Below are 14,098 nucleotides of genomic sequence, written 5' to 3' on the forward strand. Positions count from 1 at the left end.
GAGGACGTCATCGTGAGGCCCGGTGGGAACCGCGGCTGGCTGCTCCGCCTCGTCATCGCCTTCAGCTTCGCGCAGGGGGCGGTGTCGATGGCTCGGCCCGCCGTCTCCTACCGGGCCCTCGCGCTGGGCGCGGACGAGCGCGCGATCGGTGTGATCGCCGGTGTCTACGCGCTGCTGCCCCTGTTCGCCGCCGTGCCCCTGGGCCGCCGCACCGACAACGGCCGCTGCGCGCCCCTGCTGCCGGTCGGCGTGGTGCTCATATCCGGCGGCTGCGTCCTCAGCGGCGTCGCCGGCTCCCTGTGGACGATGGCCCTCTGGAGCGGGGTGATGGGCCTCGGGCACCTGTGCTTCGTCATCGGCTCCCAGTCCCTGGTCGCCCGACAGTCCGCGCCGCACGAACAGGACCGCAACTTCGGCCACTTCACCATCGGCGCGGCCCTCGGCCAGCTGGTCGGCCCGGTCGCCGCGGGCGCGCTGATCGGCGGCGACGACATGGCCGGCAGCAGCGCGCTGGCCCTGATCGTGGCGGGTGCGACGGCGGCGGTCGCGTTCACCTCGCTGTGGCGCATCGAGCACCGCCGTACGGCGTCCGCGTCCCGCCCGGACAAGAGCGACCGCATCCCGGTCGGCGGCATCCTGCGCGCCCGGGGGGTGCCGGCGGGCATCTTCATCAGTCTCGCCGTGCTGTCCGCGACGGACATCCTGACCGCCTACCTGCCGGTGGTCGGCGAACACCGGGGCATCGCACCGTCCGTGATCGGCGTCCTGCTCAGTCTGCGCGCCGCGGCGACGATCGCCTGCCGCATGGTGCTGACGCCCCTGCTGCGGCTGCTCGGCCGGACCCTGCTGCTGACGCTCACCTGTCTGCTCGCGGCCCTGCTCTGCGCGGGCATCGCCCTGCCGGTGCCGGTGTGGGCGCTCGGCCTGCTGCTGGTCGCGCTGGGCTTCTGCCTCGGGGTCGGCCAGCCGCTGTCCATGACGACGGTCGTCCAGGCCGCCCCCGACGACGCCCGTTCCACGGCTCTGGCCCTGCGCCTGACCGGCAACCGGCTCGGCCAGGTCGCCGCGCCCGCCGCGGCCGGCTTGATGGCGGGAGTCGCCGGTGTGGCGGCGCCGTTCGTGATGCTGGGCGTGCTGTTGCTGCTGTCGTCCGGGGTCGCGGTGCGGTCGCCACGGGAGCCGGAGGAGGTGGCAGGCGAGGTCTCCGACGGGCGAAGAGGCCTCAGGCGTGGGGTGTCGCTGCGCCGGAAGAGCGATATCTGACGCGTCGTAGGGCGTGCTGCCGCCTTTCGGCCATGAGGTGACAGAGAGTCAGGTGACGAGGTGTTTGTATGTAAATCATCTGACTTGGAGGCATGTTCATGCCCGTGGTACCCCTCGCGCGTCGTGCCGGCACCCGCACCGCCGCCCTCGCCGCCCTCACCCTCGCAGGGACCACCCTGAGCGGGGTGTCCGCCGTCGCCGCTCCGATCCCGGGGGACAACGGAGACGTCAAGATCCACGCCAGCACGACGGCCGCGGCCAACCAGCGCAACGACCCGAAGGTCTGCGACTTCTACCTCGCCGCGTTCACCTTCGACGCGGGCGAGAAGGTCAACTGGACCATCCAGACCCAGCCCGAGGTCCCGGGCGGGGCCACGCGCACCGGCACCTTCACCGCCGACGCGACCGGCGCGGGCCGTACCACGGCCGTCGACCTGCCCAACGGGCAGTACAAGCTGACGTGGCTCACCGACCAGGCCCACGGCGCGGGCAAGTTCAAGGTGTTCAAGGTCGACTGCCCGACCTCGAAGCCGACGACGCCGGTCGGCGGCCCGCCCGCGGGCGGCGGCGGCATCGCCCGCAGTGAGGCCTTCACGCCGGTCACCGGCGCGGCCGCGGTCGGCCTGGCCGCCGTCGCCGGGACGGTCTGGTTCCGGCTCCGTCGCCGCCCCGATGGCGCCGCGTAAGGCCCGGTCCGCGGATCGCTCCTCCCGGCCGGGGCGGGGCGGGGACGCGCTCGGGCCCGACGCCGGGCCGGTGAGGCGGCGTGGAGGCGGGGCGGGGTACGGCGCCGCCTCGACGGTTCGGCGTGGCGCCGGTCCCGGCTCTGATTCCGGCCCCGGTTCCGGTTTCGGTTTCGTCCCCGCCTCCGGTTCCAGCTCCCGTTCCGGTTCCGGTTCCGGTTCCGCGGACGCGCCGTCGGGGAGGCGCGGGGGAGGGGCCGGGGCTGCGGCGGCTCCGCCGGGCCGACGGGGCGCTGCCACCGGCCTCGGGCCTGGGGGCGCCGGTTCGGGTTCCGGATCCGCCGCCCCGGTGGGTCGGCGCGGGCCTGGTGCCGGTGCCGGCCCGGGGTTTCGACGCCGGCCCGGTTCCGGCGATCCGGGGTTTCTGCGGGGACCCGGTGCCGGTGAGGTCCCGGGGTCTCGGCGCGGGGCCGCCACTGCCGATGTCGCGGGGTTTCGACGCGGGGCCGTCACCGTCGGTGCCGGCCCGGGATTTCGACGCCGGCCCGGTTCCGGCGATCCGGGGTCCCTGCCGGGACCCGGTGCCGGTGAGGTCCCGGGGCTTTGGCGCCGGGCCGCCGCTGCCGATGTACCGGGGTTTCGGCACGGGGCTGTCACTGCCGATGTCGCGGGGTTTCGGCGCGAGGGTGCCGCTGCCGGGGGCCGGGAGATTCGGCGGCGGGCCGGGTCCGTCGCGGGCCCAGGGGCCCGGCGTGGATCCGGGCCCGGACCCGGCTCCGGAGTCGTCCCGCCGGGGCGGTACCCAGCGGCCTACGGGGCCTCCGGCACCCCCGGCGGGTGGCCCCGGCGGTCCCATAGGCCCTGGCGTCGCAGGCGTGTCTATCGGCTGACGCGGACGATCGTGGTGGCCGTTTCGCTGCTGGTGGTGGTCGGCGTCTGCTGGGACCGGGGCGATGAACCCGGCGGCACGGTCACCGCCCTCCCACCGGACTTCACCACGGCCGCCCACCCGGCGGGCTCCGGCACGGGGACGGCTGCCCTGCCGGGAGCCTCCGGCACCGGCACCCGCACCGGCAGTGACACTGGCACCGGCGCCCCTGTCCTACGGGATGACCCCAACGCTCCGGCCGGGCCCCGCACCGGCCCACCCCGGCGCTCCGCATCCCCTGCACCCCCGGCCCGCACCCCCGGCCCCGCCACCGACGACCCCCGCACCGAAGGGCCTCACCCCCGGGGCGCCGTCACCAGCGCCCCCCGCACCCCCGGCCCCGCCAAGCCCCCGCCCCGCCCCCGACCCACGGCCGCCGCCCCCCGCCCCGCTCCCGAGCCCGCCGCCCCCGCCGTCCGGAAGCCCCGCCCCCCTGCCGGCCTCCGCCCCCTGCCCCGCTCCCGGGCCACCCGCCTCCTCATCCCCTACCTCCGCCTCGACGCCCCGGTCATGGACCTCGGCCTCGACCGCGACCGCCGCCTCACCGCACCGCCCGACGACGACCCCAAGCTCGTCGGCTGGTACCGGCACGGCGCCTCGCCCGGCGAGCAGGGCACCGCCGTGGCCGTCGGGCACCTGGACACGGACAGCGGACCGGCCGTCTTCGCCGGGCTGCCCGAGCTGAAGCGGGGCCGGATCGTCAAGGCCCGCCGCGCCGACGGGCGGATCGCCGTCTACACGGTCGACAAGATCAAGTCGTACGAGAAGGCGCACTTCCCCAGCCAGGAGGTGTACGGCGCCCGGGGCCGTCCCGAGCTGCGCCTGATCACCTGCGGCGGCAGCTACGACCGCAGGAAGGGCTACTCCGGGAACGTGGTCGTCTTCGCCCACCTCACCGGCATCCGCTGACCCGGACCACGTCCGGACCGCCGGCCGAACCGGGTCGTCCGCCTTCTCACCAGATGGACCGGAGCCCCCGATCTTGTCCGGTCTCTTCCCCCGGCCGCACACATTCCGTTAACTTCCGTGACCCACAGCCCCGTACGACCCGTACGGGGCTTCCGACCGCGGAGCACCAGCGCCCTGATGACCCCTCGGGGGCACCTCATGACACGCGCCATCTCCCTGCACGACGTGAGCAAGTCCTACACGCGGGGCGCCCGCGTGGTGGACCGGCTGTCGCTGGACATCACGCCCGGCGAGTTCCTCGTGCTGCTCGGCCCGTCCGGCTGCGGCAAGTCGACCGTGCTCAGAATGATCGCCGGGCTGGAGGAGATCGACGAGGGGCAGCTGCTGCTCGACGGCGAGTACGCCAACGACCTGCCGCCGTCCGGCCGGGACATGGCGATGGTCTTCCAGAACTTCGCCCTGTACCCGAACATGACCAGCCGCGCGAACATCGGGTTCCCGCTGCGCATCGAGGACCCGGGTGCGGACCCCCGCCCCCGGGTCGACGCCACCGCCCGCATGCTCGGCATCGAGGACCTCCTCGACCGCCTGCCCGCCCAGCTCTCCGGCGGTGAACGCCAGCGGGTCGCGATGGGCCGGGCCATCGCCCGCCACCCCTCCGCGTTCCTGATGGACGAGCCGCTGTCCAACCTCGACGCCAAGCTCCGCACCCATCTGCGGGCCGAGATCTCCCGGCTCACCCAGGAGCTGGGCGTCACCACGATCTACGTCACTCACGACCAGGCCGAGGCCATGTCGCTCGGCGACCGGGTCGCCGTGCTGCGCGGCGGTGTGCTCCAGCAGGTCGACAGCCCTCGCGTGGTCTACGCGCTGCCCAGCAACGTCTTCGTCGCCGCGTTCATCGGCACCCCACGCATCAACCTGCTGCGCGGCCTGGTGCGTGCCCCGCTCGACGGGGCGATGACCATCAGCCTGGGCAAGCAGTTCCTGCGCCTGCCCGAGCCGCTCTCCCTGGACCACCAGCTGCTGCGCGTCCAGCAGGGCCGCGAGGTCATCGTCGGACTGCGCTCGGAGGCGGTCCGGATCGCCAAGCACAGCGCGGCCCGCCCCGGCGAGGTGCCGATCACCGGCCTGGTCGAGCACGTGGAGTTCCAGGGGCACGAGATCCTCGTCCACTTCAACACCGGTTCCAGCCCCGCCGTCGTCCCCGAACTGGAGGCCCCGCGCCCCCGCCCCGGCCGCCCCGCCCGGCGGCGCCGCAGCGACGGCTCGGTCCTCACGAGGATCCGGGAGCGGTCCACGGCCGGGCGGGCCGGACCCGTCGTCGCCCTGGACCACCCGGAGGACACCCGGAGCGCCGCCGCCACCGCCGATGCCCGCCTGCCCGGAGACCTCATCGTGCGCACCACCCCGGACCTGGCCCTGCGCCACGGCATGCAGGTGCCGCTCCTGGTCGACCTCGCCCACCTCTTCGTCTTCGACCAGCAGGGCGACCGCATCTGCCCGCACCCGGCGCGCCTGCCCGACCTGGGGGAGTGAGGAGCGGCACATCCGGACGTGGCCGTCCGCGTGCTGTGATGAGCAGGGGTGTCTGGCGCCAGAAAACTATCGTCGCTAGTTTATGTCGGACGACGACGCCCAGCCTCGGAGGATGCGCGATGAAGGCACATGACGGCATGTACATCGACGGCGCCTGGCGCCCCGCCGCCGGCCAGGACGTGATCGAGGTCGTGAACCCGGTCGACGAGCAGGTCCTCGGCACGGTCCCGGCGGGCACCGCCGAGGACGTCGACGCCGCCGTGCGGGCCGCCCGCGCCGCCCTGCCGGGCTGGGCCGCGACCCCGCCCGCCGAGCGCGCGGCGCACCTGGCCGCCCTGCGGGACGTGCTCGTGACCCGTGCCGACGAGATCGCCGAGACCGTCACGGCCGAACTCGGCTCGCCGCTGAAGTTCTCGCAGGCCGTCCACGCGGGCGTGCCGATCGCGGTGGCGGGCTCCTACGCCGAGCTGGCGGCCACGTACGCCTTCGAGGAGAAGACCGGCAACTCGGTCGTGCACCAGGAGCCGGTCGGTGTCGTGGCGGCGATCACGCCCTGGAACTACCCGCTGCACCAGATCGTCGCCAAGGTCGCCCCGGCCCTCGCGGCAGGCTGCACGGTCGTGGTGAAACCCGCCGAGGACACCCCCCTGGTCGCCCGGCTGTTCGCCGACGCCGTGCAGGAGGCCGGGCTCCCGGCGGGCGTCTTCAACCTGGTCACGGGGCTCGGCCCGGTGGCAGGACAGGCTCTCGCCGAACACCCCGGCGTCGACCTGGTCTCCTTCACCGGTTCCACCGCCGTCGGCCGGCAGATCGCCGCGATCGCCGCCGGGCAGGTCAAGAAGGTCGCCCTCGAACTGGGCGGCAAGTCCGCCAACGTCATCCTCCCGAGCGCCGACCTGGCCAAGGCGGTCAACGTCGGCATCGCCAACGTCATGTCCAACTCCGGGCAGACCTGCAGCGCCTGGACGCGGATGCTGGTCCACCGCGACCGGTACGACGAGGCCGTCGAGCTCGCCGCTGCCGCCGCCGCCAAGTACGGCGACCGCATCGGCCCGGTCGTCAACGCCAAGCAGCAGGACCGGGTGCGCGGTTACATCGAGAAGGGCGTCGCGGAGGGCGCCCGCCTGGTCGCCGGCGGCCCCGAAGCCCCGCGCGGGCAGGGCTACTTCGTGGCCCCGACCGTCTTCGCCGACGTCACTCCGGACATGACCATCGCGCAGGAGGAGATCTTCGGCCCGGTCCTGTCGATCCTGAAGTACGAGGACGAGGAGGACGCCCTGCGCATCGCCAACGGCACGGTGTACGGCCTGGCCGGCGCCGTCTGGGCCGCTGACGAGACCGAGGCGGTGGCCTTCGCGCGCCGGATGGAGACCGGCCAGGTCGACATCAACGGCGGCCGCTTCAACCCGCTCGCGCCCTTCGGCGGTTACAAGCAGTCCGGCGTGGGCCGCGAACTCGGCGTGCACGGCCTTGCCGAGTACCTCCAGACCAAGTCCCTCCAGTTCTAGTCAGGGAGTCCCTTCCGTCATGGCTGTCCGCGCCGCCGTCCTGCCCGCCATCGGCTCCCCACTGGAGATCACCGGCATCGACCTGCCCGACCCCGGGCCCGGCCAGGTCCGCGTCCGGCTCGCCGCCGCCGGGGTCTGCCACTCCGACCTGTCCCTGTCCGACGGCACCATGCGCGTGCCCGTCCCCGCCGTCCTCGGCCACGAGGGCGCCGGCACGGTCGTCGCCGTCGGCGAGGGCGTCGGCCACGTCGCGCCCGGCGACGGGATCGTCCTCAACTGGGCCCCGTCCTGCGGCGCCTGCCACGCCTGCTCGCTCGGTGAGGTGTGGCTGTGCGCCAACGCTCTCAGTGGCGCCGCCGACGTCTACGCCCGCACCACCGAGGGCACCGACCTGCACCCCGGCCTGAACGTCGCCGCGTTCGCCGAGGAGACGGTCGTCTCCGCGTCCTGCGTCCTGCCGGTCCCGGACGGCGTCCCGCTCACCGATGCCGCCCTCCTCGGCTGCGCCGTCCTCACCGGCTACGGCGCCGTCCACCACTCGGCCAGGGTCCGGGCCGGCGAGACGGTCGCGGTGTTCGGCGTCGGGGGAGTGGGCCTCTCCGCTCTCCAGGCCGCCCGGATCGCGGGCGCCTCGAAGATCGTCGCGGTGGACGTGTCCGCCGAGAAGGAGGAACTGGCCAGGGCGGCGGGCGCCACCGACTACGTCGTCGCCTCCGACACCACCGCCCGTGAGATCCGCGGCCTCACCGGCAAGCAGGGCGTCGACGTCGCCGTGGAGTGCGCCGGACGCGCGGTCAGCATCCGCACGGCCTGGGACTCGACCCGCCGCGGCGGCCGCACCACGGTCGTCGGCATCGGCGGCAAGGACCAGCAGGTCACCTTCAACGCCCTGGAGATCTTCCACTGGGGCCGCACCCTCTCCGGCTGCGTCTACGGCAACTCCGATCCGGCCCGCGACCTCCCGGTCCTGGCCGAACACATCCGGGCGGGCCGCCTCGACCTGAGCGCGCTGGTGACCGAGCGCATCTCCCTGGACGGCATTCCGGCGGCCTTCGAGAACATGACGGCGGGCAAGGGCGGCCGGGCCCTGGTCGTCTTCTAGGCCCGAATCGTCCGGTACCCCGGCCTCCCGCGAGGCCGGGGCCTTCGGCATGCCCGGGCCCGCGGTGGGTGTCGAGTACAGGTAAAAGTCCTGGTGCGCGACCCGTTGACGTCCATACCGTCCGGTCAGTACGTTCCCCGGAACTCGAATCGAGCCACCCCCCGTTCCGTCCCCCGCACCCCCGGAGCGTGCACCACATGGACACGGCACCTTCCGCTCGGCCCGCCACGACCACGCCCGCCGCCGGCAGCCGCCGCCGGGTGGCCACCGCGGCGGCGCTCGCCTCGGCCGTCGAGTGGTACGACTACTTCGTCTTCGGCATCGCCGCCGCCCTCGTGCTCGGCGACCTCTACTTCCCCGCCGGCAGCGCCACCGCAGGCGTCCTCGCCTCGTTCGCCACCTTCGCCGTCGGCTTCCTCGCCCGGCCCATCGGCGGCATCGTCGCCGGACACCTCGGTGACAAGCGCGGCCGCAAGCCGATGCTCGTCCTCGCGCTCACGCTGATGGGCGTGGCCACCACCGGCATCGGCCTGCTGCCCACGTACGACACGATCGGTGTGGCCGCCCCGATCCTGCTCGTCCTGCTGCGCGTCGCCCAGGGCGTCGCCGTCGGCGCCCAGTGGGGCGGCGCGATGCTCCTGGCCACCGAGTACGCCCCGGAGGGCAAGCGCGGTGTCTACGGCAGTGTCGTCCAGCTCGGCGTCCCTATCGGCGTCGTCACCGCAAACACGGTCTTCCTGCTGGCCGGAGCCCTCACCACCGACTCGGCGTTCGCGGCCTGGGGCTGGCGCGTGCCGTTCCTGGTCGGCCTGCTGGTCCTCGCGCTCGCCTGGTACATCCACAAGCACGTCGAGGAGACCCCGGCGTTCCGGGAGGCCGAACGGGCGCTCGCCGAGAAGGAGAAGTCCGAGCAGAACTCGCCGCTGCGCACGATCCTGCGCGGTCACCTGGGCACGGTGCTCCTGGCCGGCGGCTCCTTCGCCGTGAACACCGCCACCTTCTACATCCTCATCACCGGGGTCCTCGACTACACGACCCGCGAGCTGGACATGAAGAAGAGCGCGGTGCTCACCGTCTCGCTCTGCGTCAGCCTCACCCAGCTGGTGCTGATCCCGGCCTCCGCCGCGCTCTCCGACCGCGTCGGCCGCATCCGGATCTACGCCCTCGGAGCCGTGGGCATCGCGCTGTGGGCCGTACCGCTCTTCCTGCTGATCGACACCGGCTCGCTGCTGTGGCTCGCGGTCGGCACGTTCGTCGCCAGCTGCTTCCTGAGCATCATGTACGGCCCCCAGGCCGCCCTGTTCGCCGAGCTGTTCACGCCGGAGATGCGCTACACCGGCGCCTCCCTCGGCTACCAGATCGCGGCCGTGGCGGGCGGCGGGCTCGCACCGTTCATGATGGTGCTGCTGCTGGAGGCGACGGGTACGTCGATGGCGGTGTCCGGGTACATCGTCGTGCTGTCGGTGATCGCCCTGGTGTCGATCAAGATCCTCGCGGACCGGGCGCGCGCGGCGGAGGCATCGGCGGAACCACGGACGAATGCGGGGCCGGAGACGAGCGCCGAGACGGAGACGAAGCCGGAGCCGGAGACGAGGGCCGAGACGGAGACGAAGCCGGGGCCGGAGACCAGCGCCGAGACGGGGACGAAGCCGGAGCCGGAGACGAGGGCCGAGACGGCGACGAATACCGAGTCAGCGGGCTGAGTCCTCGGCCTTCTCGGCTTCCTCGGCCTCCTTGGCTTCCTCGGGCCGTGTCTCCGGAACCGCTCCCGGAGTCACGGCCCGTTCCGCCGCGCGCGACCTCGACCGGGACACCGCCACACCGGCCAGGCACAGCACACCGCCCACCAGCGTGAGCACCCCCGGCACCTCGCCGAGGAACAGCCACGACATCAGGACGACCAGCGCGGGCGCCGCATACGTCGTCGCGCCCATCTTGCTCGCGGTCGTGCGGGACAGGGCGTACGCCCACGTCGTGAAGGCCAGCGCGGTCGGGAAGACGCCCAGGTAGACCATGTTGAGCGTGGCCGAGGTGGGCGCCGATGCGGCCTCCTGGACGAGCTGCCCCGCGAAGGGCAGGCACAGCACAGCGCCGACCAGGCAGCCGAACGTCGTCACCTGCAGCGGACTCGCCGTGCCCAGCGCCGGCTTCTGCGCCACGACACCGCCGGCGTACGCGATCGCCGCCAGCAGGCACAGCACCACCCCGAGCACCGAGGAACCGCCCTCGCCCGACATCGACAGACCCACCGTCACGGCACCGGCGAACGACACCGCCATCCCCGCCAGCAGCCGCGGCGGCATCGGGTCACCGAGCAACCGGGCACCGAGCAGGGCGATGAGGATCGGCCCGGTGTTCACGACCAGGGCGGCCGTACCCGCGTCGACCTGCTGCTCGCCCCAGTTGAGGGCGACCATGTAGAAGCCGAACCACAGCAGTCCCGATATCCCGATGCCACGCCAGGCCGTGCGCGGCGGCAGCCCCTCCCGCCGCAGCAGGCAGATCACCCCCAGCGTCAGCGTCCCGGCCAGCAGCCGCCCGAGCGCCAGCGCACCCGGCGAGTACGCGTCGCCCGCGCTGCGGATCGAGACGAAGGCGGAGGCCCACAGCACGACGGTGACCGCGGCCGCACCACCGGCCAGCAGCTCCGCCCGGCGGACGGGACGGGACGGGGAGGTGTTCGACATCATGCTCCAGAGGCTAGGAGGGGGACGGGCCCGAAGGCTCGCGCATTTCGGACGGGGCACCGCGCGCCCGGAAGATCGCCGCACGCGGTCGGGGGGTGCGTTGCAAGGGTGGGCGGGCTGATCGTGTGCGGTCGGAAGTGGCGTGCGGCGTGGGCGCGCCGGCCGTGTTCGCTCGGGAGTGCCGTGCGGCGTGGGAGGAATGGCTGTCTGCGGGCGGTAGGCGCCGTGCCGGGATCGACCCGGGCGCCGTGCGCGTTCGGAGGGGCGTTGTGTGGGTCGGACGGGGAGCCGTGCGGGGTCGGAGGGTGCGGTGCCGGGTCGACCGGAGGGCCTTGTGGGGGTCGGACGGGGTGCCGTGTGTGGCTGGGGGCGGAGTGCCCGGGGCGGCCGGGGCGTTGTGTGGGGCGGACGGGGAGCCGTGCGGGGTCGGAGGGTGCGGGGCCGGGTCGACCGGACGCCGTGCGTGGTCGACGGCGTGTCGGGGCGGACGGGGCGCACCGCGCGGCTAGCGCAACTCCATCGACTCCACCCCCAGCAGGTCCCGCAGGGCCCGTTCACCGGCCGCCGTCACCTTCACGGCCCGTTCCGAGCCGATGCGCACGCACCATCCCGTGTCCAGGGCGTGCCGGCACAGGGCCGCGCCCGCGACGCCCGCCAGGTGGGGCCGGCGTTCGGTCCAGTCGAGACAGGCCCGGGCCAGGGGGCGCCGGCCTCGCCGTTCGAGGCCGATCCCGGCCGACGCGAACCACGCCAGCCCGGCGTCGGTGAGCGCGAACCCCGTCTCCTGCTCCAGCAGGCCGCGTGCCGTCAGGGCGTCGGTGACCGCGATGCCGAGCCGCCCGGCGAGATGGTCGTAGCAGGTGCGGCCCCGGGCCATCGCCGAACCGGCGCTCGACTCCCGCAGGTTCCGCGGCCGTACGGCCGCGCCCGGCGAGACCTGGGCGGCCAGGTCCTCCACCAGCTGGGCGACGCGGGCGTCGGCCAGCCGGACGTACCGGTGCCGGCCCTGGCGCTCCTCGGCGAGCAGCCCGCCCGCCACGAGCCGGCCCAGATGCTCGCTCAGCGTCGACGCGGCCACGCCCGCGTGCCGGGCCAGCTCGCTCGCCGTCCAGGCCCGCCCGTCCAGCAGTGCCAGCAGGCACGCGGCCCGGGTCTCGTCCGCGAACAGCGCGGCGAGCCGTGCCAGGGCGGTCGCCTGCGGGTCCCTCGTCGTCATGCCCACCAGCATGGGACACGGACGGTTCGGCCGCCGCCGAAGTGTCCGCGGGGTGGTCCTACGCCGTCCGCCGCACCTGCTCGTACTGGTGCGCCAACCCGTCCAGCAGGGCCGTGAGACCGGTCTCGAAGGCGCGCTCGTCGATCTTCTCCTGCTGCTCGGCGAGGCGGTGGGCCTGCTGGAGATGGGGGTAGTCGGCGGGGTCGTAGGCGCTCGCGTCGTCCACGAAACCCCCGGCGAAGGAGCCGAGCGCGGAGCCCATCACGAAGTACCGCATCAGCGCGCCGATCGACGTGGCCTGCGCCGGCGGCCAGCCGGCGGCGACCATCGCGCCGTAGACGGCGTCCGCGAGACGCAGTCCGGCCGGGCGGCGGCCGGGGCCGCGGGCCAGCACCGGGACGATGTTCGGGTGGTCGCGCAGGGCGGCCCGGTAGGAGACGGCCCAGTCGTGCAGCGCGGTCCGCCAGTCGCGGCCGTCCTGGAACATCGACAGGTCGACCTGGCCGCTCACGGAATCGGCGACCGCCTCCAGGATCTCGTCCTTGGTGCGGAAGTGGTTGTACAGCGAGGGCCCGCTGACCCCCAGTTCGGCGGCGAGCCGCCGCGTGGAGAGGGCGGCCAGACCCTCCGCGTCCACGAGCGCGCGGGCCGTCTCGACGATCCGGTCGGTGCTGAGCAAGGGCTTGCGCGGTCGGGCCATGGCGCACATAGTAGGGCTGCACGGCAAAACTAGCAGTGCTAATTTAAATGTACGGCTTTCAATGGGGTGACCTGTGGTGAATCTGGAGCTCAGCGAGGAGCAGAGCGCGGTCCGGCAGCTCGCGCGGGACTTCGTGGAGCGCGAGATCACCCCGCACGTGGTCGCCTGGGACCGCGCCGAGGAGGTCGACCGGGCGATCGTGAAGAAGCTCGGCGAAGTCGGCTTCCTGGGCCTGACGATCGACGAGGAGTACGGCGGCTCCGGCGGCGACCACCTCGCGTACTGCCTGGTCACGGAGGAGCTGGGCCGTGGCGACTCGTCGGTGCGCGGCATCGTCTCGGTCTCCCTCGGGCTGGTCGCCAAGACCGTCGCCGCGCAGGGGAGCGAGGAGCAGAAGCGGCGCTGGCTGCCCGCACTGACCTCCGGCGCGTCGATCGGCTGCTTCGGCCTGACCGAGCCGGGCACGGGCTCGGACGCGGGCGGTCTCGCGACCCGGGCGGTGCGGGACGGCGACGACTACGTCCTCAACGGCACCAAGATGTTCATCACCAACGGCACCTGGGCCGACGTCGTCCTGCTCTTCGCCCGCTCCACGGACGCCCCCGGCCACAAGGGCGTCTCCGCCTTCCTGGTCCCCACCGACACGCCCGGCCTGACGCGCCGCACCATCCACGGCAAGCTGGGGCTGCGCGGCCAGGCCACCGCCGAACTCGTCCTGGAGGACGTGCGCGTACCGGCCTCCGCCCTGCTGGGGGAGGAGGGCAAGGGCTTCTCGATCGCCATGTCGGCTCTCGCCAAGGGCCGGATGTCGGTCGCCGCGGGTTGTGTCGGCATAGCCCAGGCCGCCCTCGACGCGGCCGTGCGGTACGCGGGGGAGCGCGAGCAGTTCGGCAAGACCATCGCCCACCACCAGCTCGTCCAGGAGCTGATCAGCGACATCGCCCTGGATGTCGACGCCGCCCGGCTGCTGACCTGGCGGGTCGCCGACCTGATCGACCGGGGGCGGCCGTTCGCCGTGGAGTCGTCCAAGGCCAAGCTGTTCGCCTCCGAGGCCGCCGTCCGCGCCGCGAACAACGCGCTCCAGGTCTTCGGCGGCTACGGCTACATCGACGAGTACCCGGCGGGCAAGCTGCTGCGGGACGCCCGCGTGATGACCCTCTACGAGGGCACGAGCCAGATCCAGAAGCTGGTCATCGGGCGGGCGCTGACGGGGGTCTCGGCGTTCTGAGTACGCGCCTGAGTATTTCGGCGGATGTGGCGCGGGCCACGTCCGCCGATGCTTTCCCCATGAGTGACACACCGGGCAAGCAGCAGAACACGGCCGCCTTCTACGGCCAGGCCGTCGCCTCCTTCGCCGTGGCCATGGCGGCCACCGCCATCGGCATCTACCAGCTGAGCGCCGACGCCTGGGTGCGGGCCTTCCTCGCGATCGCCGTCCTGTACCTGGTCACCTCGGCCTTCACCCTGTCCAAGGTGATCCGGGACCGGCAGGAGGGGGCGGGCGCGGCCCCCTCGTACGCCCCCTACGAGAAGCGCTGAGCGGCCGCGCTAAGCGCTCGCTCA

The 14,098-nt window shown here is 73.6% G+C and carries 12 protein-coding genes; 9 read left to right on the top strand and 3 right to left on the bottom strand.

The genetic code is table 11. The features are described 5' to 3' along the window. The first annotated feature begins 12 nt into the window (after positions 1–12). From BJ965_RS30785 to BJ965_RS30815, 7 genes are all read left to right on the top strand, one after another. A complete protein-coding gene (locus BJ965_RS30785; protein ID WP_184913181.1) occupies positions 13–1,263 on the top strand; it encodes an MFS transporter in 1,251 nt (416 codons plus the stop codon). A gap of 98 nt (positions 1,264–1,361) precedes the next feature. Further along, a complete protein-coding gene (locus tag BJ965_RS30790; RefSeq protein WP_376777951.1) occupies positions 1,362–1,949 on the top strand; it encodes a hypothetical protein in 588 nt (195 codons plus the stop codon). A gap of 901 nt (positions 1,950–2,850) precedes the next feature. Further along, positions 2,851–3,783 carry a class F sortase gene (locus BJ965_RS40225; RefSeq protein WP_313667293.1) on the top strand — a complete coding sequence of 311 codons (933 nt, stop codon included), beginning with the start codon at positions 2,851–2,853 and terminating at the stop codon, positions 3,781–3,783. A 198-nt stretch (positions 3,784–3,981) separates the two neighbouring features. Then, on the top strand, positions 3,982–5,322 hold the full coding sequence (locus BJ965_RS30800; protein ID WP_184913185.1) for an ABC transporter ATP-binding protein: 1,341 nt from the start codon (positions 3,982–3,984) through the stop codon (positions 5,320–5,322). Between the two features lie 119 nt (positions 5,323–5,441). After that, on the top strand, positions 5,442–6,830 hold the full coding sequence (locus tag BJ965_RS30805; protein ID WP_184913187.1) for an aldehyde dehydrogenase family protein: 1,389 nt from the start codon (positions 5,442–5,444) through the stop codon (positions 6,828–6,830). Positions 6,831–6,849: 19 nt separating this feature from the next. Further along, positions 6,850–7,932, top strand: a complete 1,083-nt coding sequence (locus BJ965_RS30810; RefSeq protein ID WP_184913189.1) for a Zn-dependent alcohol dehydrogenase — start codon at positions 6,850–6,852, stop codon at positions 7,930–7,932. Between the two features lie 197 nt (positions 7,933–8,129). After that, positions 8,130–9,635 carry an MFS transporter gene (locus BJ965_RS30815; protein WP_246546087.1) on the top strand — a complete coding sequence of 502 codons (1,506 nt, stop codon included), beginning with the start codon at positions 8,130–8,132 and terminating at the stop codon, positions 9,633–9,635. Here the strand turns inward: BJ965_RS30815 and BJ965_RS30820 are convergent. The 3 genes from BJ965_RS30820 to BJ965_RS30830 all read right to left on the bottom strand — a co-directional run bounded on the left by BJ965_RS30820 (position 9,624) and on the right by BJ965_RS30830 (position 12,535). Further along, complete coding sequence (locus BJ965_RS30820) at positions 9,624–10,619, bottom strand: DMT family transporter (protein ID WP_184917694.1); 996 nt, start codon at positions 10,617–10,619, stop codon at positions 9,624–9,626. The genes BJ965_RS30815 and BJ965_RS30820 overlap by 12 nt on opposite strands. 505 nt (positions 10,620–11,124) lie before the next feature. Then, positions 11,125–11,847, bottom strand: coding sequence for an ArsR/SmtB family transcription factor (locus BJ965_RS30825; protein ID WP_184913192.1), 723 nt, complete (start codon positions 11,845–11,847; stop codon positions 11,125–11,127). Positions 11,848–11,893: 46 nt separating this feature from the next. Continuing rightward, a complete protein-coding gene (locus BJ965_RS30830) occupies positions 11,894–12,535 on the bottom strand; it encodes a TetR/AcrR family transcriptional regulator (protein WP_030848442.1) in 642 nt (213 codons plus the stop codon). 76 nt (positions 12,536–12,611) lie between these two features. Here BJ965_RS30830 and BJ965_RS30835 point away from each other — a divergent pair, with 76 nt between their 5' ends. Both BJ965_RS30835 and BJ965_RS30840 read left to right on the top strand, forming a co-directional pair. After that, entirely contained in the window at positions 12,612–13,763 is a 1,152-nt protein-coding gene (locus tag BJ965_RS30835) for an acyl-CoA dehydrogenase family protein (RefSeq protein WP_184913194.1), read from the top strand. Between the two features lie 59 nt (positions 13,764–13,822). After that, on the top strand, positions 13,823–14,074 hold the full coding sequence (locus tag BJ965_RS30840; protein ID WP_184913196.1) for a YiaA/YiaB family inner membrane protein: 252 nt from the start codon (positions 13,823–13,825) through the stop codon (positions 14,072–14,074). The last annotated feature ends 24 nt before the right edge of the window (positions 14,075–14,098 follow it).

It is taken from the genome of Streptomyces luteogriseus (assembly GCF_014205055.1).
Taxonomy (GTDB): Bacteria; Actinomycetota; Actinomycetes; order Streptomycetales; family Streptomycetaceae; genus Streptomyces; species Streptomyces luteogriseus.

What these genes read in the sequence shown, in the direction of transcription:
- BJ965_RS30790 (WP_376777951.1), top strand. Translation starts at nt 1,362, where the DNA reads ATGCCCGTGGTACCCCTCGCGCGTCGTGCCGGCACCCGCACCGCCGCC.
- BJ965_RS30800 (WP_184913185.1), top strand. Translation starts at nt 3,982, where the DNA reads ATGACACGCGCCATCTCCCTGCACGACGTGAGCAAGTCCTACACGCGG.
- BJ965_RS30805 (WP_184913187.1), top strand. Translation starts at nt 5,442, where the DNA reads ATGAAGGCACATGACGGCATGTACATCGACGGCGCCTGGCGCCCCGCC.
- BJ965_RS30810 (WP_184913189.1), top strand. Translation starts at nt 6,850, where the DNA reads ATGGCTGTCCGCGCCGCCGTCCTGCCCGCCATCGGCTCCCCACTGGAG.
- BJ965_RS30815 (WP_246546087.1), top strand. Translation starts at nt 8,130, where the DNA reads ATGGACACGGCACCTTCCGCTCGGCCCGCCACGACCACGCCCGCCGCC.
- BJ965_RS30820 (WP_184917694.1), bottom strand. Translation starts at nt 10,619, where the DNA reads ATGTCGAACACCTCCCCGTCCCGTCCCGTCCGCCGGGCGGAGCTGCTG.
- BJ965_RS30825 (WP_184913192.1), bottom strand. Translation starts at nt 11,847, where the DNA reads ATGCTGGTGGGCATGACGACGAGGGACCCGCAGGCGACCGCCCTGGCA.
- BJ965_RS30830 (WP_030848442.1), bottom strand. Translation starts at nt 12,535, where the DNA reads ATGGCCCGACCGCGCAAGCCCTTGCTCAGCACCGACCGGATCGTCGAG.
- BJ965_RS30840 (WP_184913196.1), top strand. Translation starts at nt 13,823, where the DNA reads ATGAGTGACACACCGGGCAAGCAGCAGAACACGGCCGCCTTCTACGGC.